Genomic DNA, 22,169 nt, shown 5'->3' with positions numbered 1-22,169 from the left:
CCTCTCCTCGGGGTCTCGGCCCAGGCTACGGGGTGGCCGACGATCGGCAGGACGCTGCCGACCCGCGAGCGCGTCGGCCCCTGAGCACGAGGATCAGCCGAGCGCGAGGATCAACCGTTCGATGTATCGACGTATCTGACGGCGTGTCATAACCTGGTCGGCATGACGAACCCCCGCCCCTCGCGCCACGGGGCGACCGCATCGGCCGCCTCCGCGCCCCGAACCCCGTCCATCCCTCCCGCTGATCCCTCGACGGACCCCCGCCGCTGGAAGGCACTCGCCGTGCTGGCCACCGGCCTCGCCCTGATCGTGATCGACGGATCGATCGTCGCCGTCTCGCTGCCCACGATCATCGGCGACCTGGGCCTGGACCTCACCGACGCCCAGTGGGTCTCCACCAGCTACGCCGTGGTCCTCTCCGCGCTGCTGCTGATCACCGGACGCGTCGGCGACCTGGTCGGCCGGCGGAAGCTCTTCCTGGCCGGTGTCGGCCTGTTCGTCATCGCCTCGGTGCTCGCCGCGATGGCCGGGGGAGCAGCCGCGCTGATCGCCGCCCGACTGCTGCAGGGCGTCGGCGGCGCACTGATCCTGCCCTCGACGCTGTCCACCGTGAACGCGACCTTCCGCGGCTCCGAGCGCGCCGCCGCGTTCGGCGTCTGGGGCGCGGTGATGGCCGGCGCCGCGGCCCTCGGCCCGCTGCTCGGCGGCTGGTTGACCAGTTCGTTCTCCTGGCCGTGGATCTTCCTGGTCAACGTGCCGATCGGTGTGCTGGTCCTCGCCGGCACCCTCGCGTGGATGGGGGAGACCCGTGAGGCTCCGCGTCCGCAGCGCCGGAGGCGGGACCTCGACGTGCTCGGGGCACTGCTCAGCGCCCTCGCGCTCGGCTCGCTCGTCTTCGCGATCGTCGAGTCCACGACGCTGGGATGGTGGACGGAGAAGTCCCCGCTCGAGCTCGGCGGCCTCACGCTCCACGCCCCCGGCGGGCTCTCGTGCACCCCCGTGCTGCTGCTCGTCGGGCTCGTGGCGCTGATCGCCTTCGTGCGGCTCGAGGCCGCTCGCGGCGCTGCGGGACGGGAGGTCCTGCTGGACCTGTCGCTGTTCCGTCTGCGCGCGTTCGCCTGGGGGAACCTCACCGCCGGGACCGTCGCGATCGGCGAGTTCGGACTGCTGTTCGTGCTGCCGCTGTACCTGGTGAACGTGCTGGCCATGAGCTCGCTCCAGGCCGGTCTGGTGCTCGCGGCGATGGCCGGCGGCGCCTTCCTCTCGGGCACCCTGGCGCGGCATCTGGCCGCAGCCATCGGAGCGCCCGGCACGGTGCTGGTCGGGCTCGGTCTCGAGGTGCTCGGCATCGGCGTGCTCGCCGGGCTGCTCGGCCCGTCCACCCCGGTCGCCCTGCTGGTCGCGACCCTGGTCGTCTACGGACTCGGTCTCGGGCTCGCCTCCGCGCAGCTCACCTCGACCGTGCTCGCCCCGGTGCCCCGGGAGCAGTCCGGGCAGGGGTCGGCCACGCAGTCCACCGTCCGCCAGCTCGGCACCGCGCTGGGCACCGCGATCTCCGGGGCGCTGCTGGCGGTCGGGCTCGCGGCCCGCACCGACTCGCTCACCGGGGACGCCGCCCGCTACGGGCAGGCGATGACGGACTCGGCCGGATCGATCCTCTCGCAGCTGCGAGCCCAGGGCGCCGGATCCGGCACGCTCGACCAGCTCGACACCGTCTTCGCCGACGGCGCCCGGATCGCGATGGCCGGCTCGGCGGGATTCCTGCTGCTGGGCCTGATCGGCGCGGTGGCGGTGGCTCGCGCCGCGCGACGCCAGGGCGCTGTCCCGCAGTCCTGATGCAGACAGCGGCCCGGCTCCCGTCGTGGGAGCCGGGCCGCTGCGCGCGGGGTGCGAGGATCGATCAGAGGATCAGAAGTCGCACTCCTGCGGGTCGCCGCCGATGCGGCCGTCGGCCCGATCCAGGGCATCGATCCGGGCGATCTCGCCCTCGCTGAGCGCGACGTCGGCGGCGGCGAGGTTCGAGACGATCCGCTCGGGCGTGACCGACTTGGGGATCACGACGAAGCCCTTGGCGAGGTGCCAGGCGATGACGACCTGCGCCGGGGTCACGCCGTGCGCCTCGGCGATGTCGGTGACGACGGGGTCGCCGAGGTCGTCGCCTGCGCCGCCCTGGCCGAGCGGCGACCAGGACTGGTGGAGGATTTCGTGGGCGGCCTCGACCTCACGCAGCTCGGTCTGCTGGAAGGTGGGGTGGGTCTCGACCTGGTGGATCACCGGGGTCACGCCGGTGGCCTCGATGATCTCCTCGAGCTCCGCCTGGGGGAAGTTCGAGACACCGATCGAGGTGGCCTTGCCGCTCTTCTGGATCTCGATGAGCGCCTTCCAGGCCTCGAGGTACTTGCCCTGGATGGGCTTGGCCCAGTGGATGAGGTAGAGGTCCACGTGGTCCAGGCCGAGCTTCTCGAGCGAGGTGTCGATCGCGGCGAGGGCGTCGTCATGGGCGTGGGAGTCGTTCCACAGCTTGGTGGTCACGAAGATCTCCTCGCGCGGGACGCCGGAGGCTCGGATCGCGCGGCCCACACCCTCCTCGTTGCCGTAGACCGCAGCGGTGTCGAGGTGTCGGTAGCCGGCGCGGAGGGCCTGCTCGACGACGTCGGCCGCCACGTCGTTCTCGACCTGCCAGACGCCGTAGCCGAGCTGGGGGATCTCATGGCCGTCGTGGAAGCGGACGGCAGGAATGCTGGTCATCAGGAAAGCTCCTTCGATGGGGGATGCAGTCAGAGTACGGCCGAGCTGGAGGGAACCCCGGGTCGGTTCGCCGACGGCGCATCCAGGGAGATCCCTGGACGAGCGCCGCCGCCCGTCCCCCTACGATGTGCCCATGACGTCGTGGAGCCCGGAGCGCTGCCGGTGACGCCCGCACGCGAGGCGCGCCTGGTTCCGTCGGAGCGTCCGATCCCGGAGCAGCCCCCTGCCTACGATCATGCCCGCGGCCATACCCAGCGGGGCCGACGGTTCGAGCTGTACGGCTTCCTGGACACGCTGTTCATCGTCGCCGGTGTGGTGGTGTCCATCTGGCTCGCGCTGCTGTACCTGGTCGAGGGCTTCTCCCTGACGCCCGCGCGGCTGCTGTACCTCGTGGGGTTCTGGGTGCTGCTGACCTACATCACGCTGCCGCGCCTGCACCAGCTGATGACCTGGATCTACCTCCCCGACTACTTCTTCGGGCGCACGCGCACCACCGAGGGGGTGCTGTCGGACCCGATCAACCTCGCCTTCGACGGGCCCGAACGGGACCTGCACGTCGCGATGCGCCGCGCCGGCTGGGTGCTGGCCGAGGAGCGCACGCTGGCGTCGGCCTGGTCGATGGTCCGCTCCACGCTGCTGCGCCGCTCCTACCCGAGCGCCCCCGTCTCCGACCTGTTCCTCATGGGACGCCGCCACGACTTCACGTACCAGCAGGAGGTCGGCGGCACCACCACCAAGCGCCACCACGTGCGGTTCTGGCGGATGCCCTCGGACTTCGTGCTGCCGGGCGGGTACCGGACCGACTGGCTCGCGGCCGGAACCTACGACCGGGCCGTCGGCTTCTCCTTCTTCACCCTGCAGATCACGCACCGCATCGACGAGAACATCGACGTCGAGCGCGACTACCTGCTGGACACCGTGCGCTACGCGGATCCGGAGATCGGGGTCGAGGTGATCGAGGAGTTCTCCACCGCCTATCACGACCGCAACGGCCAGGGGGATCGCTTCGCGACCGACGGGCACCTGCCCGTGCTCGACGTCTCCGGCGCCGCGTCCCGCTCCGACGGGGCGACCGCGATCATGCTGCCGCGGCATCGGCCCACCGGCACCACCGTGATGAAGTCCCGCGCTCGCGCCGCCACCCAGTCGGCGCTCGCCGCGGCGAGGCTGACCAGCGCCGGCGCACGTGCGGACGCACGCGCCGAGCTGGGCGACGAGCTGTCGGCGCAGTGGCACGGCACGGTCGACGACGTCCACGAGATCATCTCCCGGGCGACGGACCACCACCTGCCTCCGCCCACCGTGGTGTTCACCGGCGCCCTGGTGCTGGGCCAGGCCTGCGTGGTGGTCGCCGAGTGGATCGGGCTCCTGCTGGGCGTCGACTTCTCGGCCCTGTTCGTCGACGCCTCCCTGTTCCTCCCCGCCGGGGACCAGATCTACCTGGCCTCCGCCTTCGCGGTGGTGCTCGTGCTGCTGCTGGTGGGGGTGGTGCGTCGCAGCCGCTGGGCGCGGATCGCGCTGATGGCGCTGTTCACGGCCGATGCGTTCACGCGGCTGGTGATCGCCACCTCGACGTCCGGCGAGATCACGCACTCGCTGCTGGTGGGGGTCGGCGCCTCGGCCCTCGGCGTGCTGGCGATCAGCTCCGACGCCTCCCGGCAGTGGGTGCAGACTCTCCGCCTGACGATGCTGGAGGCGTCGGCCGACGACCCAGCTGATCCAGCTGATCCAGCCGCCGCCCGTGCCCTCGTGGGGATGCGAAGTTCCGACACGATGTGACGAGGCCGACGACAGGATAGAGTGCGCGCACAGCCGCCCTCGGTCCCCGGGCAATGGTGCTCTGCCCGAGCCCGTCGCCGCCCTGGTCGGTCAGCACGAGTCCCCATCCCGGGAGGATCACCATGAGCGAACCGCACGAGGTCGCCCCCACCGCACCTGAGGGCTCCGGCACCTCGGACCAGCCGGAGCTGAAGAAGGCGATCACGCCCAAGCTCCTGCTGCTGTTCATCGTCGGCGACATCCTCGGCACGGGTGTCTATTCGCTGACGGGCAAGGTCGCCGGCGAGGTCGGCGGTGCCGGCTGGATGCCCATCATCATCGCCTTCGCCATCGCGATGGTCTCTGCCCTCTCCTATGTGGAGATGGTGACGAAGTATCCGCAGGCCGCCGGGGCGGCGCTGTACGTGCACAAGGCCTTCGGCATCCACTTCCTGACCTTCATGGTCACCTTCGCCGTGCTGTCCTCGGGCATCACGTCGGCGTCGACCAGCGCGATCTTCCTCGCGGAGAACGTGCTGAAGGCCTTCGGGCTCGAGGAGACCCTGGGCGCCGCCTCCGGTGGGGTCACCACTGCCATCGCGCTGGTGTTCCTGCTGCTGGTGGCCCTGATCAACCTGCGCGGCGTCTCCGAGTCCGTCAAGGCCAACGTGGTGCTCACCGCGATCGAGCTGACGGGCCTCTGCCTCGTGATCCTGGTCGGCTTCTTCACCGTGGCCCGCGGCGAGGCGGACTTCTCCCGCGTCATCATCTTCGAGACGCAGGACGAGAAGGGCATGTTCATGGCGATCATCGGGGCGACCGCCCTGGCGTTCTTCTCGATGGTGGGCTTCGAGGACTCGGTGAACATGGCCGAGGAGACCGTCGACCCGGTCAAGAACTTCCCGAAGGCCCTCATCACGGGCCTGTCGATCACCGGTGTCATCTACGTGCTGATCTCGATCCTCGCGGTCGCGGTGGTGCCCATCGGCCGCCTCACGGACTCCACCACCCCGCTGCTGGAGGTCGTGAAGGTCGGCGCACCGGAGATCCCGATCGACACGATCTTCGCGTTCATCTCGATCTTCGCCGTCGCCAACACGGTGCTGATCAACATGATGATGGCCTCGCGCCTGCTCTACGGCATGTCCAAGCAGGGCGTGCTGCCCGGCTTCCTCAGGGGCGTCCTGGCCTCGACCCGTACCCCGTGGGCCGGGATCGTCTTCTCCACCGTGCTGGCCTTCGCTCTCGTGTTCACGGTGCGCTTCGTGCTCGCCGAGGAGACCATCGCGGCGCTCGGCGGCACCACGGCGCTGCTGCTGCTGGCGGTGTTCGGCATGGTCAACATCTCGGTGCTGGTGCTGCGCAACGACACCGTCGACGTGAAGCACTTCCGCACCCCGACCGTTCTCGCGGTGATCGGTGCGATCACCTCGTTCGCGCTGATCACCCCGCTCGCGCAGCCGATGCAGAACTACGTGATCGCCGGCGGTCTGCTCGCGGTGGGCCTCGTGCTGTACGCCATCACCTGGTTCTACAACAGCGCGGTCAGGGCCCGACGCACCCGGTTCCGCCATCCCGACGACCTCGGCAAGCCGTGAGTCGGCGCGCCGCGCAGCCCAGCTCGCCTCAACCCCCTCGCCTAGCCCCCGCTCGCCCAGCCCCGCCCCGCCCCGCCCCTCCGTCCGCTCCACCCGGGAGATGCCATGACCACCATCCTGCTGGCCTACGTCCCCAGCGCCACCAGCGAAGCGGCGCTCGCCTACGCGATCGAGGAGGCGAACCGTCGTGACGCGAGGCTGCTCGTGCTGGCCTCCGAGCGTGCGCCCGATCCCCGCAAGGCCCGCGGGGTGACGGATCAGCGACCGTTGCCCGAGCGCCTCGCGGAGACCGGTCTCGAGCACGAGCTGCGCACCGTCCCGCGGCGCGACGATCCGGCCGACGACATCCTCGATGCGATCGATTCGGAGCCGGTCGCCCTGGTGGTGCTCGGCATCCGTCGGCGCACCCCGATCGGGAAGATCCTGCTCGGCTCGACCTCGCAGCGGGTCGCCATCGAGGCCCCGGTCCCGGTGGTGCTGGTCAAGCCCGACACCTTCGTGGCGCCCACCCGCTTCTGACCGTCTCGGCCTGATCCGAGACTGAACCCTGAACGCCCGGTCCCTCCACGGGGCCGGGCGTTCTCCGTCCCGCACCTCAGTGTTCATCCGCCCGTTCCCTGGGGGAGAGGGCCGGGACATGATTCTGGCGCATCGTCATCTCGACCCGTCCGTCCAGACGGACGGGACCTGATCGACTGCAAAGGATCCCCATGGCTCTCATCGACCTCCCCCTGCTCATGAAGGACCACGTCCGCGGCAAACGATCGCCCGTGACGTGCGCCCTGAAGTGCGGGAACGCCTGCACCAAGACGACGTGCAACACGACCGGCAACGACTACTTCCGGGACATCGCCTCGGGGGTGCTCAGCCGTCGTGCGCTGCTGGGCGGCGCCGCGGCCGGCGCCGTCGCGATCGGGGTGACCGGTACCGGCGGCATCGGAGGCCCCGCGCCGGCGGCCGCGGCACCCGGCGGCAGCCCGCTGGAGTTCGACGCGATCGACCCGGTCCACTTCGAGGTCGACAGCTTCGACGTCCCCGAGGGCTTCGCCTGGCACCCCGTCATCAGCTGGGGCGACAAGCTGTGGTCCGACGCTCCGGACTTCGACTGGAACGCCCAGACCGGGCAGTCGCAGGCCCAGCAGTTCGGGTACAACAACGACTACACCGAGATCCAGGAGATCGAGGGCACCGACGGCACGCGGGCCCTGATGTTCGTGAACCACGAGTACACGAACGAGAACATCATGTTCCCCGCGGACACCGATCCGCAGACCCTGGCCGAGGTGACCCTCGCCGCCCACGGCCTCACCGTGGTCGAGCTCGAGCGGAAGACCCGCCGCCATCCGTACACCCCGGTGGTGGACAGCGACTACAACCGTCGCTTCCTCGCGGACACCCGCTACGAGTTCACCGGGCCCGCCCGCGGCGACGACCTGCTGAAGACCGTCCAGTTCTCCACCGGCACCCGCACCCAGGGCACCTTCGGCAACTGCTCGGGCGGCCTCACCCCGTGGGGCACGCTGCTCTCGGGCGAGGAGAACTTCAACAGCTACTTCCGCACCTCCGGGACCTCGGCGGAAGACAAGCGCTACGGGCTCGGCGAGAACGAGCTGGCCCGCGGCTGGCAGGAGATCGATCCCCGCTACGACGCCACCGCCGAGGGCCTGGAGAACTCGGTGAACCACTTCGGCTGGATCGTCGAGGTCGATCCCTGGGACCCGACGTCGACCCCGCGGAAGCACACGTCGCTGGGCCGCTTCAAGCACGAGGGCGCGAACGTCATCATCGCGGAGGACGGCCGGGCCGTCGCCTACTCCGGGGACGACGAGAAGTTCGACTACCTCTACAAGTTCGTGTCCCACGAGAGCTACATCGAGGGCGATCGCGAGCACAACAAGACCCTGCTCGAGAGCGGCGACCTCTACGTCGCGAAGTTCACCGGCAACTCCCCGTCCGGCCAGATCGACGGCACCGGCGAGCTGCCGGCCGACGGCGCCTTCGACGGCACCGGGGAGTGGCTCCCGCTGGTCGTCGACGGGGAGTCGGCGGTCGAGGGCATGAGCGTCCAGGAGGTGCTCGTGCACACCCGCCTCGCGGCGGACTCCGTCGGCCCCACCAAGATGGACCGCTGCGAGGACGTCGAGCCCTCGCTCGCCAGCCGCCGCGTGTACGTGGCCTGCACCAACAACTCCGATCGCGGCACCGATGGCAAGGCCGCGGCCGACGAGACGAACCCCCGTGCCGAGAACCGTGACGGGCACATCGTGGAGATCGACGAGCAGGGCGACCAGGCCTCGACGACCTTCGCCTGGAACCTGCTGCTGGTGTGCGGGGACCCGGAGACCGATGAGGGCACCTACTTCGGCGGCTACCCGCAGGACAAGGTCTCGCCGATCTCCTGCCCGGACAACCTGGCCTTCGACTCGGCGGGCAACCTGTGGATCTCCACCGACGGCGCACCGGACGGCATCGGCTACAACGACGGCCTGTTCCGCGTGACGCTCGAGGGCGAGGAGCGCGGCCGGGTCGAGCAGTTCGCCTCGATGCCCGCCCAGGCGGAGACCTGCGGCCCGATCGTGCGCGACCAGGACCGCACTGCTTTCGTCGCCGTGCAGCACCCCGGTGAGGACGGCTCCTTCGACGAGCCCACCTCGATGTTCCCCGAGTTCGACGAGGGCACCGGACCCAAGCCGACGATCGTGCAGATCCTGCCGGTCGCCGAGGAGCGGCCGTTCACCGACATCGGCCCGGGCGACGAGCACTACGAGGCCGTGCTCTGGGCCTACGACGAGGGCATCGCCACGGGCTGGGACGACGGCACCTTCCGCCCCCTCGCACCGGTGAACCGCGATGCGATGGCCGCGTTCCTGCACCGCCTGGCCGGCTCCCCGAAGGTCACGCCGCCGCGCACCGAGCCCTTCACGGATGTCGCGAAGGGTCAGGAGCACTACGACGCGATCATCTGGGCCTACCAGCAGGGCATCACGACCGGATGGAGCGATCGCACCTTCCGTCCCACGGCGCCGATCGCCCGCGACGCCATGGCGGCGTTCGTGCACCGCTTCGCCGGCTCGCCGAGCGTCGACCAGCCCACCGAGGCGCCGTTCGCGGACGTGCCGGCGAGCAGCCGGTACGCGCTGGAGATCGCCTGGCTGCGGTCCGCGGGGATCGCGAACGGCTGGGCCGACGGCACCTACCGCCCCCTGGAGCCGATGCACCGCGACGCCACCGCCGCATTCCTCCACCGCATGAGCGAGGAGCAGCAGATCACCTTCATGATGGGCGGCTGAGCAGGCACAGCACAGGGCCCCGGTCCGCAGATCCGCGGACCGGGGCCCTGTACGCTGTCACGCCGTCATCGGGTCACCCGTCGGCCTCCGTGACCTTCGTGGAGTCCGATGCCCCGGCCGCCCCCTCCGCCGCCTGCTCGCGGCGGTGCATCGCATTGCGGGGGACGAGGATCGCGGCACCGAGCACGGCGGCCAGCGCCGAGGCGGTCAGCACGCCCACCTTCGCCGCGTCGTACATCGGGTCCCCGGCGGTGAAGCTGAGCTCGGAGACCAGCAGTGAGACGGTGAAGCCGATGCCGGCCACAGCGGCCATCCCCAGCATGTCCGGCCAGCGCAGCGAGGGGTCCAGGCGGGCGCTGGTCAGCTTCGTGAGCACGAACGACGTGCCTACGATGCCGAGGATCTTCCCGCCCACGAGGCCCACGATGATGCCCAGGGCCACGGTCGACTGCCAGGCGTCGAGCAGACCGGTGAGGCCGCCCACGGCCACGCCCGCGCTGAAGAACGCGAACACCGGCACGGCGATGGCGGAGGAGAAGGGCCGCAGACGGTGCTCGAGGGTGTGGGAGAGGGAATGCTGCTTCCCGTACGGGGAGAGGCCGCGGGTGGGGACCATGAAGGCGAGCACCACACCCGCGATGGTGGCGTGCACCCCGGAGTTCAGGAACAGCACCCAGGTGATGACGGCGAGGGGCAGCAGGAGCACCCAGGCGGTCCAGTAGTGCTTCTTGAACAGAGCCTCGGCCTTGTTGGTCAGCAGCCAGAACAGGGCCACCGGGATCACCGCCAGGGCGAGGAACCCGAGCCGGAGGTCGCTGGTGTAGAAGATCGCGATGATGGTGATCGCGACGAGGTCGTCCACGATCGCGAGGGTGAGCAGGAAGGTGCGCAGAGCGGTGGGGAGGCTCGATCCCAACAGCGCGAGGATGGCGACCGCGAAGGCGATGTCCGTCGCCGCCGGGATCGCCCAGCCGCCGCCGGCACCCTCCGGGCCGCCGAGGTTGATCAGCGTGTAGAGGAGAGCCGGCACCGCGACGCCGCCGAAGGCCGCGGCCACCGGGACCAGGGCCTGCGAGGGGGAGCGCAGGTCGCCGACGACGAACTCCTGCTTGAGCTCGAGGCCCGCGAGGAAGAAGAAGACCGCGAGGAGTCCGTCGGCCGCCCAGTGCCCGATCGTGAGATCGAGGTTCAGCGGTCCCAGGGTGAAGCCCACATGGGCGTCGCGCACTGTCGAGTACAGCTCCGAGAGCCCGGAGTTGGACATGATCAGCGAGAGGATCGTGGCGATCAGCAGCAGTGCGCCACCGGGGACGGCGCGCACCACGATCTCCTCAAGCCGCGAGTGCTCGCGGTAGGTGCCGTGCTCGAGGGTCGCTCGTGTGCTCATGATCTGGTCTCCTGCGGTGCGTGGCTGCGGTCGGATGAGGTGGCCGGGCCCGGCGCCGCGGGGGTCAGAGCTGCGGCGGAGCGTCGGCCTCGGGGTCGGAGGTCGGGGCGGGGTCGTCGCGGCGGCGGTCTCCGCGGCTGAGCACCTGCGGTGGCGGGGAGGTCGCGAGCCGGATCGCCCGTACCAGGATCAGCGCGACCACGAGCGCGCCGAGCGCCTTCGCCCACCACGGCTCCGCGATGAACAGCAGGAGCATGGCCAGCAGCACCGGGGCGAGGTAGATGAAGGCGGCGCGCACGTAGCCGAAGAAGGCCGGCATCTTCACGCCCTGGTCCTCGGCGACGGACTTCACCATGAAGTTCGGTCCGTTGCCGATGTAGGTCAGCGCCCCGCACAGCACGGCACCCAGGGAGATCGAGATCAGCAATGCTTCGGGCACGTCGCCGATCCGGGGCTCGCCGGGCATCTGCGTGGCCATCTCGAAGAAGGTCACGTAGGTGGGGGCGTTGTCCAGCACGGAGGAGAGCCCGCCGGTGAACACGAACAGCGTGATCTCGTTCAGCGGCAGGTTCGGGGCGGCGGCGCGCAGCACCTGCAGTGCCGGGACCATCGTGAGGAAGATGCCGATGAAGAGGGCGCCGACCTCTGCGATCGGGGACCAGCTGAATTCGTTCTCCTCGAAGCGGACCTTCTTGGACCCGAGCAGGAAGGACCCGGCGGCGGCGGCGAGCATCAGCATCTCGCGCCAGGGCACCCAGTTCGTGCCCTCGAGCTCTCCGTGTGCGACAGCATCGATGTCCAGGGAGGGCACCAGGGCCACGGCGAAGATGATGACGGCGAACCAGATCAGGTGCGGGGCACCGACCAGGCGCAGCTTCTCGCGGTTCTCCGTGTCCATCGCGAGGGCCTCGGGGGCCTCGCGGGAGTGGAAGCGACGATCCAGCGCCCAGTAGGTGATCAGCAGCAGAGCGTTGACGAACAGCCACATCGGCAGCAGCGAGAAGGTCCAGGTGAACGGTACGCCGCGGAGCATTCCCAGGAACAGCGGCGGGTCGCCGAGCGGCGTGAGCAGGCCGCCGCAGTTGGCGACCACGAAGATCGTGAACACCACGGTATGCACCCGGTAGCGGCGCTCTGCATTGGTGGCGAGGATCGGGCGGATGAGCAGCATGGCAGCTCCGGTGGTGCCGATGAAGCTGGCCAGGACGCCGCCGATGGCCAGGAAGGCCGTGTTGGTGCGTGGGGTGGCCGCCAGGTCGCCGCGCAGCACGATGCTGCCGGACACCGTGAACAGCGCCAGCAGCAGCACGATGAACTGCCCGTACTCCATGAGGGCATGCGCGACGAGCTCGGGGTGGGCGGCCAGCAGCAGCCCGATCGCCACCGGGACGCCGAGCGCCAGGGCATAGATCAGCTGGTTGCGGGGCTTCTCCCAGAGGGGTGCGAGAGCGGGGACCAGGGGGATGATCGCGATGCCGAGCAGCATCAGCACGAACGGGATCAGGGTCCACACGGGGAAGGACATCGCGGGTCACGTCACCTTCGGGGCCAGGCCGGAGGGGATCAGTCGCGCTCCGGCCGGGCGGCCGTGAGGGGAGGGGGCCGATCCGCGCACCGACTCGCGGACTGAGGGGCTGGGGAGCCATGGGGTGTTCCTTGACGGCGTCGCTGAGTGAGGACGGGATGTTCCTCCCGTGCCGACCAGACTTCCCGGCTCTCCGCGGTCAGTCTCTCACGACGTGCTGGGCCGGGGTGACGGCGTCCGTTCGACGTCGGCTCGAGGGGCGTGCCGACCGCGTTCCGCCTACTTCCTACCAGTTGGTCACCGTGTGTCGAAGGTTTCCTGTGACCTGCGGCATCGGCCTCGCACCGGACGTCTCTGCTGGTCGTTGGCACTCGATCTACGTACCGTGATCCTGTTTTTCGGCGGGAGCATTCGGCCGAGCGGGTCTCGGCCCGGACGCTCCCGCCGCTCGTCCGATGACCACCTGCCATCGGCCGCCCCCGGAATGTCGAGCGCCTCCCGGCGCCCCCGGGAGCGCCGCCATCACGCGCCGCGGCGCGTGCGCGAAGAACGGGAAGTTCCGTCCGTGACGACACCGATCGCCGCTGAATCCTCGTCCTCCGAGGGCACCGCCTTCGAGGACCTCCCTCCCCGCCGCACCATCCGCCAGGCCGTCGCGGCCTCGGCGATGGGAAACGCCACCGAGTGGTACGACTACGGCGCCTATGCCGTGGTCGCCACCTATATCGCGGCGCACTTCTTCCCCTCGGGGTCCGAGGGGCTGTTCTGGACCTACGCCTTCCTGGCGATCTCCTTCATCGCCCGGCCCTTCGGCGGCTTCGTCTGGGGCCCGCTGGGCGATCGCCTGGGCCGCAAGCACGTGCTGGCGCTGACGATCATCCTGATGAGCGCGGCGACCTTCCTCATCGGTGTGCTGCCCACGTACGAGCAGGTGGGCATCCTCGCCCCGATCCTGCTGGCGGTGCTGCGCCTGGTCCAGGGCTTCTCCACTGGCGGCGAGTACGGCGGTGCGGCGACGTTCATGGCCGAGTACGCCCCGGACAAGCGGCGCGGCCTCTACGGCAGCTTCCTCCAGTTCGGCACGCTGGGCGGCTTCGCCCTGGGCACCGTGGTGGTGCTGGTGCTGCAGCTGATCATCGGCGAGGACGCGATGGCCGCCTGGGGCTGGCGGGTGCCGTTCTTCGTGGCCGCGCCTCTGGGCCTGATCGGCCTCTACCTGCGGTCCCGGCTCGACGAGACCCCGGTGTTCCAGGACCTCGAGAAGGCCGGGGAGTCCGAGGAGAGCGCGACCGGCGGGCTGCGCGATCTGGTCACCGAGTACTGGCGGCCGATCCTGGTGATGGCCGGTCTCGTGATCCCCCTGAACATCGCGAACTACACGCTGCTGACCTATATGCCCGGCTATCTCGAGACCAAGATCCACCTCACCCCGAACGAGTCGCTCATGGTGATCCTGATCGGAGAGATCGCCATGATGGCGATGCTCCCGTTCTGCGGATCCCTGTCCGATCGGATCGGCCGCAAGAGGATGTGGTGGTTCTCGATGATCGGACTGTTCGTCATGGCCCTGCCGATGTACATGCTCATGGGCCAGAGCTTCGGCCTCGCGATCCTCGGATTCGCGGTCCTGGGACTGCTGTACATCCCGCAGCTGTCCACCATCTCGGCGACCTTCCCGGCGATGTTCCCGGCACACGTGCGCTTCGCGGGCTTCGCGGTGACCTACAACGTGTTCACCTCGGTCTTCGGCGGCACCGCCGCCCCGCTGAACGAAGCGGTCGTGGAGTCCACCGGGTTCCTCGAGTTCCCGGCGGTCTACGTGATGATCGGCTGCGTGTTCGGCATGGTCGCGCTGCTCTTCCTCAAGGAGACCGCCGGCGCGTCCCTGCACGGCACGGAGATCCCCGAGTCCGAGCCGGAGGACTACGGCATCGACGCGATGCTGGCCGAGGACAAGGCCCTGGACGAAGCGGGTCGCTGAGCCCGGAGCCCGGTTCGCTCCAGACGCCTGGGACGGAGGAGAGAGGATGGGGTCATGCCCCGGACTCCCTCTGCGCCGCCGCGCCGTCATCGCTTCCTCCAGCTCGACGTGTTCGCCGACCGCCCCCAGCGCGGCAACCCGCTCGCCGTCGTGCTCGACGCGGACGCGCTGCGCACCGACGACATGCAGCGCATCGCGCGCTGGACGAACCTCTCGGAGACCACCTTCCTGCTGACCGCGACCGTCCCCGACGCCGACTACCGGGTCCGGATCTTCACCCCGTCCGGCGAGCTACCCTTCGCCGGTCATCCCACCCTCGGGACCGCACGCGCCTGGCTGTGGGCGGGCGGCGAGCCGGCTGGCGACCAGATCGTGCAGGAGTGCGAGGCCGGGCTCATCACGGTGCGCCAGGATCAGGACCGGCTCGCGTTCGCCGCCCCGCCGCTGCGGCGCAGCGGCCCCCTCGACGAGGCCGACGTCGCGCGGCTCGCGGAGGCTCTGGGCGTGGAACGCTCGTCGGTTCGCGGGCACACCTGGGCCGACAACGGACCGGGCTGGAGAGTGCTCGAGCTGGAATCTGCCGAGCAGGTGCTGTCGCTGGCTCCCGACCTGGCGTGGATGGCGGACGCGAAGCTCGGCGTGGTGGGCCGGCACCGCGCTCCGGCCGACGGGAACACCCCTCTCGACGCCGACAGACCGCTCTACGAGGTCCGTGCCTTCACGCTCGCCGGCGTCGAGGACCCCGTCACCGGCAGCCTCAACGCCGGCATCGCGCAGTGGATGGTGGCGCGCGGCGGGATGCCCGCGCACTGGGTGGCCACCCAGGGAACGGCCCTGGGCCGCGACGGCCTCATCGTGGTGGACGTCGAGCAGGACGGCACGATCTGGATCGGCGGGAGCACCGTTCTCACCGTCGACGGGCGGATCCTGGCCTGAATCGCGCCGGGGGCCTCTACCCTGAACCCATGGTGACGACACTCCCGTACGGGTCCTGGCCCTCGCCCATCACCGCCGAGCAGCTCGCCACCGGCGGCATCCGGCTCGGCGGCCCGCAGCTGGTGGGTGACGCCGTGTGGTGGACGGAGGGCATCGCGACCGAAGGCGGTCGCCAGGCGATCATGCGCTCCGCCGGCGACGTGGGGCCCGAGGGGCCGGATGCGGCCGCCGAGCCCGTGACCGTGCTCCCCGGGCCGTTCAACGCCCGCTCACGGGTGCACGAATACGGCGGCGCGAGCTGGACCGCGCTCCCGGATGCCGAGGGCACGCCGCTCGTCGTCTTCGTGAACTTCGAGGACCAGCGCGTCCACGCGTTCCGCGAGGGCGAGCGGCCCCGGCCGCTCACGCCGGTCGGCCCCGAGGTCGACAGCGCGCAGGGCCCCTCCCTGCGCTGGGCCGACCCCACGGCGGTCACCCTCGAGGACGGCTCCACCGAGATCTGGTGGATCTGCGAGGACCACACCGGCGGTGCGGAGGGCCCTCGCGCGGGAGCCGACGGCGCGCCGCTGATCGAGCGCTATGTCGCCGCCGTCCCGTTGGACGGCTCCGCCGCGGAGGACGGCTCCGCGATCCGCCGGGTCACCCCCGCCTCGCGCTTCGTCGCGCATCCGCGCGTGAGCCCCGACGGCGCCCGGGTGGCCTGGCTCAGCTGGGAGCATCCGCAGATGCCCTGGGACGGCACCGAGCTGCACGTCGCCCCGCTGCTGGCCGGCAGCGCCGGGCAGGGCGAGGTGGTGCTCGGGGACGCCGAGACCTCCGTGATGCAGCCCGAATGGCTCGACGACGAGCATCTGCTGGCCGTCTGCGATGCGTCGGGCTGGTGGAATCCCTGGGTGTGGTCGGCCGACGACGGCGCCCGTCAGGTGCTCGAGCTGGATCAGGAGTTCGCCGGGCCGATGTGGGCCCTCGGCACCACCTGGTTCCAGGTCCTCGACGCGGACACCGCGCTCGTGCAGTACGGGCGCGCCGCCGTCGGCCTCGGGATCCTGCGGCTCACAGATGCCGGCGGAGCGGAGCTCACGCCGCTGGACTGCCCGCTCACCGAGATCACCGCGGCCCGGCTCCGGAGCGACGGCCTGCTCGTGCTGGCCGGTTCCTCGCCCACGCGGTTCGCCGCGATCAGCACGGCGCGGCTGGACCCGTCGGCCGGACTCTCCTCGCTGACCGTCCTGCGCTCCTCCCGCACGGACGCCCCCGACCCCGCCGTGCTGCCCACCGGCGAGAGCATCGAGGTGCCGCTGCCGGATGGCGAGATGGTGCACGCGATCGTCCACCGCCCGCATCAGGAGGGGCTGGCCGGACGTGAAGGGGACCTGCCGCCGTTCATCGCGCGCGTGCACGGAGGCCCCACGGGCCACGTCCCCCCAGTGCTGCACCTGCCCACCGCGTACTACACCTCGCGCGGGCTCGGAGTGGTGGACGTGAACTACGGCGGCTCGACCGGCTACGGCCGCGCGTACCGCAACCGGCTGCGCGGGCAGTGGGGCGTGGTCGATGTGGAGGACACCGTCGCGGTCATGGAGCACCTGGTCAGCGAGGGCATCGCCGACGGGGACCGGCTCGCGATCGAAGGCGGCAGCGCGGGCGGATGGACCACCCTGGCGTGCCTGACCCGCACCGACACCTTCGCCGCCGGTGCCTCGAGCTTCGGGGTCGCCGAGCTCGAGCGCTTCCGCCTGGACACCCACGACTTCGAATCGCGGTACATCGACGGCCTCGTCGGCCCGTATCCGGAGCGGCGGGACCTGTACGTCGAGCGCGCGCCGCTCAGCCACGTCGACGAGCTCGAGGTCCCGGTGCTGCTGCTCCAGGGAGAGGAGGACAGGATCGTGCCGCCGAGCCAGTCGGAGCTGTTCCGCGATGCGCTCGCCGCCAAGGGGATCCCGCACGCCTACCTCCTGTTCGCGGGCGAGCAGCACGGCTTCCGCAGAGCGGACTCGATCATCCGCGCCACCGAGGGCACGCTGTCGTTCTACGGGCAGGTGCTCGGCTTCAGCCCGCCCTGCGTCCCGGTGCTCGAGCTCGATAGGGGCTGAGATGGACGTGGATCCGTTCAGACAGCCGGTGCGGCCGGCGATCTGGGCCGCGGCGCTGTCGGCACTGCTGGGAGCGGGCGGCCTGATCATGCAGCTCGTCGGGCTCGTGAGCCCGGACGCCGTGGTGAACGTCGATGTGGTGCCGGCGTCGATCGTCCTGGCGTTCCTGGCCATCGCCGGGGCGCTCCTCGCGCTGGGCCTGGGCGTCGCGACCCTGGTGCTCGCCATCGTGGTGACGGTTCGGGGCAGGGGCCCGCTGCGCCGGGGCGGGATCGTGCTGCTGGTGGCGTGGGCGCTCAGCCTCTCGGTGTCCTTCAGCGCGAGCGGGGACGTCTCCGGCGCGGCCGCCGCGGTGTCGCGTGCGGCCGGCGTCCTGGAGACCGTGGTGGATCTCCTCCAGTCCGTGCTCCTGCTGGTCGGGGCCGTCGTCCTGCTGCGCGGTGTCGCCGAGGTGCGTCGGCAGCGGGAGGCCGTCGGGGAGGTGTGACGGTTGCCACGTCGGCGATGGTGTCGATAACGTGGCTCGCGGCCCGCACCGCATCCCGCCGGTGCGCGGGCCCCTGATGCGAAGGAGCTTCATGGACCTCCCGATCTCCCGTCGGACCGGACTGACCGCAGCCGCCCTGGCCACCGCCACAGCCACCGCCGTCGGCCTCCCCGCCGCGGCCCGCGCCGAAGGCGACCCGGCACCGAAGAAGGGGGCGCCCCGCACCCGCTCCGGGACCACCTGGCGTCATGGGGAGCCGATCCGCCACCCGTGGGACCGGAGGGGATCGGGCGACACCCTGCACACGGCCGAGCCGTCGGACGTCGGATTCGACGCCGCGGTGCTCGACGATCTGCCCGGGATCGTCTCGGACGCGCTCGGGGTCGATCCGCCGCGGTTCGCCGGGGCCTCCCTCCTGGTCGCCTCGCAGGCCGGCATCGCCTATGAGCATGCCGACGGCTACGCGCTGCGCTGGAAGGATGCGGGCGAGGAGCTGCCGGAGGACCAGTGGATCCCTGCCCGCACCGACACGATCTACGACCTCGCCTCGATCTCGAAGATCTTCACCGCGACCTCCCTGATGCAGCTGGTCGAGCAGGGCCGGCTATCGCTGGAGGACACCGTCGCCTCCCACCTGCCGAGCTTCGCGGAGAACGGGAAGGAGCAGGTCACCCTGCAGCATCTGCTCACGCACGTGGGCGGACTGCCGGCGTTCATCAACCTCTACTCCGCCTTCCCGGACATCCCCTCGCGGCTCGACGCCGTGCTGACCGTCGAGCCGGACAACCCGCCGGGCGTCGAGTACGTCTACAGCGACCTGGGGCTGATCACCCTCGGCCTGATCATCGAGAAGCTCTCGGGGCAGAGCCTGGACGAGTACGTGCGCGAGCACATCACCGAGCCGCTCGGCATGGCCGACACGATGTACAACCCGCCGAGCGCGCTGAAGGATCGCATCGCCGCGACCGAGTACATCGACTTCTACGGCTACCTGGTGCACGGGCATGTGCACGACGAGAACGCCTACTCGCTCGGAGGTGTCGCCGGGCACGCCGGCGTGTTCTCGACCGCGCGCGACCTCGCGGTGTTCGCCCAGATGTTCCTCGGCGGCGGCCGCTACGGGGACGCGCGGATCCTCCAGGCCGGAACCGTGCAGGACATGTTCACCGACCGCATCGCCGACGTGACCGGAGTGGGCGGCGCCCGCCGTGGCCTGGGCCCGGAGCTCGAGGCCTGGTACTACCACGCAGGTCTCACCAGCCCCTACAGCGGCACCCACACCGGCTTCACGGGCACGTCGCTGGTGATCGACCCGCTCACCGACACGATCGTGGTGCTGCTCGCGAACTCCGTGCATCCCACCCGCGAATGGTCGACCACGTCGGAGACCCGACGCGAGGTCTCCACCTGCGTGGCGCACGCGCTCGGGATCGTGCCCGAGGAGGTGCGCTCCGGCTGGTACGCAGGGGGCGAGGACGAGACGACGGCGACGCTGACCTGCGCTGTCGACCTCCCGAGCGGCGCCGGCGAGCTGCAGCTGGACCTCTTCGCCCATCTCGAGACCGCGTACGACGTGCTCACCGTCGAGGCCTCGCAGGACGGCGGCTCGGCCTGGACCCCGCTGGCGGGGACGCTCTCGGCCCCGCATCAGGAGAGCGTCGAGGTGCCCGCCGGCGAGATCACCGGCTGGGGCAGGCGTCAGCGCTGGACCGGCACGTTCGCCGTCCCGGGGTCGGGCGAGACGCAGCTGCGCCTGAGCCTGGTGACCGATGCCGCCACCCGCGGCCTCGGCGCATGGGCGGGCAGGGTGCGTGTGCTCGACGGCGGCGAGGCCGTGCTGGACACGGACCGCCCCGACGACCGCGATCTGGTCGTGGCCGACGGGTGGGAGCTGGGGGAGTAGCGGCTCAAGCCTGCTCGGCCAGGGCCTTCTCGACGTCTCCCGCGATGCTCGCCGGCTCGACGTCCGAGGCGTATCGCCCGATCACGGCACCGTCGCGGTCCAGCAGGAACTTCGTGAAGTTCCAACCGATCTCGCCGGCGGGGATGTCCCCGTGCGCTCCCGTGAGCCACTGGTAGAGCGGGTGCGCGCCCTCGCCGTTGACCTCGACCTTGGCGAACATCGGGAACTCGACGCCGAAGTTGACCGAGCAGAACTCGGCGATCTCGGACTCGGAGCCGGGCTCCTGGTTCATGAACTGGTCGCACGGGAAGCCGAGGACGGCGAGCCCCTTGTCGTGGAAGCGGGCGTAGAGATCCTGCAGTCCGGCGTACTGCGGCGTGAAGCCGCACTTGCTGGCGGTGTTGACCACCAGGACGACGGAGCCCGCGTAGTCCGCGAGGTCCTTCTCGGTCCCGGTGATCGTGGTCGCGGTGAAATCGGCGAGTGAGGTCATGTCTCCATTGTGGCCCCGGGTGCTGCGAGCGGGGTGGGGTGCGCCGGTGGGCGTGGCCGATGCGGCTGGCCGACCTTTCCTCCACCGACGCTGTTCATCCACAATTCGCGTGGTTCCCTGGATTTTTCCGGAGGTGGTGGAGATGGCTTCGTGACGTATTTCTGGGCGTTGTTCCGGTGATTTCGTTCCCGGCTCTGTCGGGAGTGCTGGAGGGAGCGGACGGAGAGGTGTCGTAGCAGGTAGTGGTCATGTAGCGGGGTCGTTCTCAGGTTGGCTCCTTTGAGTGTGCGTGTCGGCGGGCGACGATCAACCGCTTTCTGCGAGGCGTTCGAGCGAGTTATCCACAATTCCCCGCGGAGGGTGTCGATGATGAGGCGGCGCGGGGAGAATGAGAGCATGACGAATGCGCAGAGGTTTTCCGGCGGCCCGGAGGAGTCCCCCGACTCCCCGTGGTCGCCGGAGGCCGTGCGTGCAGCCGGCCCGGAGGGTCTCGCCCGGCTGCTCGGCGACGTGGGGCACGCACTCGAGGAGGTCGCGAAGGACCCCGGCGACCTGTTCGCGACGCAGGGCGCGGAGCGCAGCGCCTTCGTGGACCTCATGACGTCCCAGCAGGTCATCCGGGGAGCCCAGGATGCGCTGGAAGCGCGCACCGTCGTCGCGCTCGCCGAGGTCACCCGTCGCGACCGTACGGCGGCGGCCCGCGACGCCGCCGCGCACGAATCGAGTGCCGTGCCCTCGCAGGCCGTCCTGGACAAGCAGGCGGGCGGCATCTTGCGCCGGGACCTGTCCCTGATCACGCGGTGCTCTCCCTCGGCAGCAGGCAGCACGCTGGCCTCGGCTCGCCGCCTGGTGTCGTCGATGCCGAAGATGCTCGACGCCCTCGCGGGGCGCAAGGTCTCCGCCCAGGCCGCCTACGCGGTGTCCGGTGCGGCGTCGGTTCTGACCGAGGAGCAGTGTCGGAGCGTCGACGAGGCCCTCGCTGCACGACTGCCCTTTCTCGACGGGGCCGGGGTGCGCGGATGGCGCGCCGAAGCGGCCGCCGCGATCATGGAGCTCGACGCCGAGGGCGCGGCCTTGCGTCACCGGAGGGCGCGGAGGCATCGCAGCGTGACCCTCACACCGGGGGAGCACGGGATGGCACGCTTCAGCGCTCATCTCCCGGCCCTCGATGCGCGCCTGCTCCACAAGCGGCTCTCCCTCGAGGCGGAGCGCCGTCGCGCTGGCGGAGCGGACGCAGGGCACAGCGCGCTGATGGCCGACGCCCTGGTGGACACCGTGCTGGGCCGTGATGGAGCGATGGACGCCGTCGATCTCGACGTCGGCGTGATCATCACCGATCGGGCGCTGTTCAGGCCCGATGCGGGGGATGCCGCCCAGATCGAGGGCTACGGCCCCGTTCCCGCCGAGGCCGTCCGCGAGCAGCTCCGCGCTGTGACCACGCCTCCCTCGTCCACCGAGCCGGACCCGTTCGGGGAGGACGGCGAGGAGACCCGTGCGGTGCTCCGCCGCCTGTACACGCACCCCGCCACCGGCGAGCTGGTCGCGGTCGAGGCCCGCGGGCGTGCGTTCCCGCCGGCGATGGCCAAATTCCTGACCTGGCGCGACACCCACTGTCGCGGTCCCTTCTGCAATGCCTACACCCGGCAGCACGACCACATCAGACCGTTCTCCCGAGGCGGTCCCACCAGTGTCGACAACGGGCAGGACACCTGCGCGCACTGCAACCAGAAGGAGCACGACGCCGCGAGCGTCGAACGCATCGAGGGTTCGGGCGGCACCGGTCATCGGGTGGCCTGGACCGGGTACTCCGGCATCACCCGGGTGACGGGCCCGACGCGGCTCCTCGGCCCGCGCTCCCCGAAGCACCAAGACAACGCGACGGACCGCGCCGGCCCTCAGCCCGGTGCCCCGCCGGACGCCGCGCCCCAGGAGGACGAGGGTGGATAGGCGGATAGACGGATAGGCGG

General features: G+C 70.6%; 15 protein-coding genes. 11 read left to right on the top strand and 4 right to left on the bottom strand.

Annotated features, from left to right (window positions below; genetic code table 11):
* Positions 1 to 162 precede the first annotated feature (162 nt).
* Positions 163 to 1,836, top strand: coding sequence for an MFS transporter (locus CIK71_RS08070; protein WP_096164677.1), 1,674 nt, complete (start codon positions 163 to 165; stop codon positions 1,834 to 1,836).
* Positions 1,837 to 1,908: 72 nt separating this feature from the next.
* On the opposite strand, the gene CIK71_RS08065 is transcribed toward CIK71_RS08070, so the two are convergent.
* Positions 1,909 to 2,748, bottom strand: a complete 840-nt coding sequence (locus CIK71_RS08065) for an aldo/keto reductase (protein WP_096164676.1) — start codon at positions 2,746 to 2,748, stop codon at positions 1,909 to 1,911.
* Between the two features lie 162 nt (positions 2,749 to 2,910).
* On the opposite strand from CIK71_RS08065, the gene CIK71_RS08060 reads away from it, so the two are divergent.
* The 4 genes from CIK71_RS08060 to CIK71_RS08045 all read left to right on the top strand — a co-directional run bounded on the left by CIK71_RS08060 (position 2,911) and on the right by CIK71_RS08045 (position 9,394).
* Positions 2,911 to 4,527 (top strand): LssY C-terminal domain-containing protein, encoded by a 1,617-nt coding sequence (locus CIK71_RS08060; RefSeq protein ID WP_096164885.1) that lies wholly within the window; start codon positions 2,911 to 2,913, stop codon positions 4,525 to 4,527.
* A 122-nt stretch (positions 4,528 to 4,649) separates the two neighbouring features.
* Entirely contained in the window at positions 4,650 to 6,104 is a 1,455-nt protein-coding gene (locus CIK71_RS08055) for an APC family permease (protein ID WP_096164675.1), read from the top strand.
* Positions 6,105 to 6,209: 105 nt separating this feature from the next.
* Positions 6,210 to 6,623 (top strand): universal stress protein, encoded by a 414-nt coding sequence (locus CIK71_RS08050; RefSeq protein ID WP_096164674.1) that lies wholly within the window; start codon positions 6,210 to 6,212, stop codon positions 6,621 to 6,623.
* Between the two features lie 191 nt (positions 6,624 to 6,814).
* The gene (locus CIK71_RS08045; protein ID WP_096164673.1) at positions 6,815 to 9,394 is read left to right on the top strand and encodes an alkaline phosphatase PhoX; all 2,580 of its coding nucleotides are present in this window, start codon (positions 6,815 to 6,817) and stop codon (positions 9,392 to 9,394) included.
* Positions 9,395 to 9,467: 73 nt separating this feature from the next.
* Here CIK71_RS08045 and nhaA read toward each other — a convergent pair whose 3' ends face one another.
* Both nhaA and CIK71_RS08035 read right to left on the bottom strand, forming a co-directional pair.
* Positions 9,468 to 10,781 (bottom strand): Na+/H+ antiporter NhaA, encoded by a 1,314-nt coding sequence (gene nhaA / locus CIK71_RS08040; RefSeq protein ID WP_096164672.1) that lies wholly within the window; start codon positions 10,779 to 10,781, stop codon positions 9,468 to 9,470.
* Between the two features lie 64 nt (positions 10,782 to 10,845).
* A complete protein-coding gene (locus CIK71_RS08035) occupies positions 10,846 to 12,306 on the bottom strand; it encodes a sodium:proton antiporter (protein ID WP_096164671.1) in 1,461 nt (486 codons plus the stop codon).
* Between the two features lie 565 nt (positions 12,307 to 12,871).
* On the opposite strand from CIK71_RS08035, the gene CIK71_RS08030 reads away from it, so the two are divergent.
* The 5 genes from CIK71_RS08030 to CIK71_RS08010 all read left to right on the top strand — a co-directional run bounded on the left by CIK71_RS08030 (position 12,872) and on the right by CIK71_RS08010 (position 19,709).
* Positions 12,872 to 14,287, top strand: coding sequence for an MFS transporter (locus CIK71_RS08030; RefSeq protein ID WP_245857393.1), 1,416 nt, complete (start codon positions 12,872 to 12,874; stop codon positions 14,285 to 14,287).
* Between the two features lie 54 nt (positions 14,288 to 14,341).
* Entirely contained in the window at positions 14,342 to 15,223 is an 882-nt protein-coding gene (locus CIK71_RS08025) for a PhzF family phenazine biosynthesis protein (protein ID WP_096164669.1), read from the top strand.
* Between the two features lie 29 nt (positions 15,224 to 15,252).
* Positions 15,253 to 17,319, top strand: a complete 2,067-nt coding sequence (locus CIK71_RS08020) for a dipeptidyl-peptidase 5 (RefSeq protein WP_096164668.1) — start codon at positions 15,253 to 15,255, stop codon at positions 17,317 to 17,319.
* A 7-nt stretch (positions 17,320 to 17,326) separates the two neighbouring features.
* Positions 17,327 to 17,806: a hypothetical protein gene (locus tag CIK71_RS08015; protein ID WP_141393704.1), complete on the top strand. Its 480-nt coding sequence runs from the start codon at positions 17,327 to 17,329 to the stop codon at positions 17,804 to 17,806.
* A gap of 91 nt (positions 17,807 to 17,897) precedes the next feature.
* Complete coding sequence (locus CIK71_RS08010; protein ID WP_245857392.1) at positions 17,898 to 19,709, top strand: serine hydrolase domain-containing protein; 1,812 nt, start codon at positions 17,898 to 17,900, stop codon at positions 19,707 to 19,709.
* Between the two features lie 4 nt (positions 19,710 to 19,713).
* Here CIK71_RS08010 and CIK71_RS08005 read toward each other — a convergent pair whose 3' ends face one another.
* Positions 19,714 to 20,202: a glutathione peroxidase gene (locus tag CIK71_RS08005; RefSeq protein ID WP_096164666.1), complete on the bottom strand. Its 489-nt coding sequence runs from the start codon at positions 20,200 to 20,202 to the stop codon at positions 19,714 to 19,716.
* A 396-nt stretch (positions 20,203 to 20,598) separates the two neighbouring features.
* Here CIK71_RS08005 and CIK71_RS08000 point away from each other — a divergent pair, with 396 nt between their 5' ends.
* Entirely contained in the window at positions 20,599 to 22,149 is a 1,551-nt protein-coding gene (locus CIK71_RS08000; protein ID WP_176485588.1) for an HNH endonuclease, read from the top strand.
* Positions 22,150 to 22,169 lie beyond the last annotated feature (20 nt).

It is taken from the genome of Brachybacterium alimentarium (assembly GCF_002332425.1).
Lineage (GTDB): Bacteria > Actinomycetota > Actinomycetes > Actinomycetales > Dermabacteraceae > Brachybacterium > Brachybacterium alimentarium.
This window is presented reverse-complemented; position numbering and strand designations above follow the sequence as displayed.

Excerpts from the sequence above, each read along its gene's own strand:
- CIK71_RS08020 (WP_096164668.1), top strand. The coding sequence starts at position 15,253 with ATGGTGACGACACTCCCGTACGGGTCCTGGCCCTCGCCCATCACCGCC.
- nhaA (WP_096164672.1), bottom strand. The coding sequence starts at position 10,781 with ATGAGCACACGAGCGACCCTCGAGCACGGCACCTACCGCGAGCACTCG.
- CIK71_RS08005 (WP_096164666.1), bottom strand. The coding sequence starts at position 20,202 with ATGACCTCACTCGCCGATTTCACCGCGACCACGATCACCGGGACCGAG.
- CIK71_RS08050 (WP_096164674.1), top strand. The coding sequence starts at position 6,210 with ATGACCACCATCCTGCTGGCCTACGTCCCCAGCGCCACCAGCGAAGCG.
- CIK71_RS08045 (WP_096164673.1), top strand. The coding sequence starts at position 6,815 with ATGGCTCTCATCGACCTCCCCCTGCTCATGAAGGACCACGTCCGCGGC.
- CIK71_RS08000 (WP_176485588.1), top strand. The coding sequence starts at position 20,599 with ATGACGAATGCGCAGAGGTTTTCCGGCGGCCCGGAGGAGTCCCCCGAC.
- CIK71_RS08025 (WP_096164669.1), top strand. The coding sequence starts at position 14,342 with ATGCCCCGGACTCCCTCTGCGCCGCCGCGCCGTCATCGCTTCCTCCAG.
- CIK71_RS08010 (WP_245857392.1), top strand. The coding sequence starts at position 17,898 with ATGGACCTCCCGATCTCCCGTCGGACCGGACTGACCGCAGCCGCCCTG.
- CIK71_RS08070 (WP_096164677.1), top strand. The coding sequence starts at position 163 with ATGACGAACCCCCGCCCCTCGCGCCACGGGGCGACCGCATCGGCCGCC.
- CIK71_RS08065 (WP_096164676.1), bottom strand. The coding sequence starts at position 2,748 with ATGACCAGCATTCCTGCCGTCCGCTTCCACGACGGCCATGAGATCCCC.
- CIK71_RS08055 (WP_096164675.1), top strand. The coding sequence starts at position 4,650 with ATGAGCGAACCGCACGAGGTCGCCCCCACCGCACCTGAGGGCTCCGGC.
- CIK71_RS08035 (WP_096164671.1), bottom strand. The coding sequence starts at position 12,306 with ATGTCCTTCCCCGTGTGGACCCTGATCCCGTTCGTGCTGATGCTGCTC.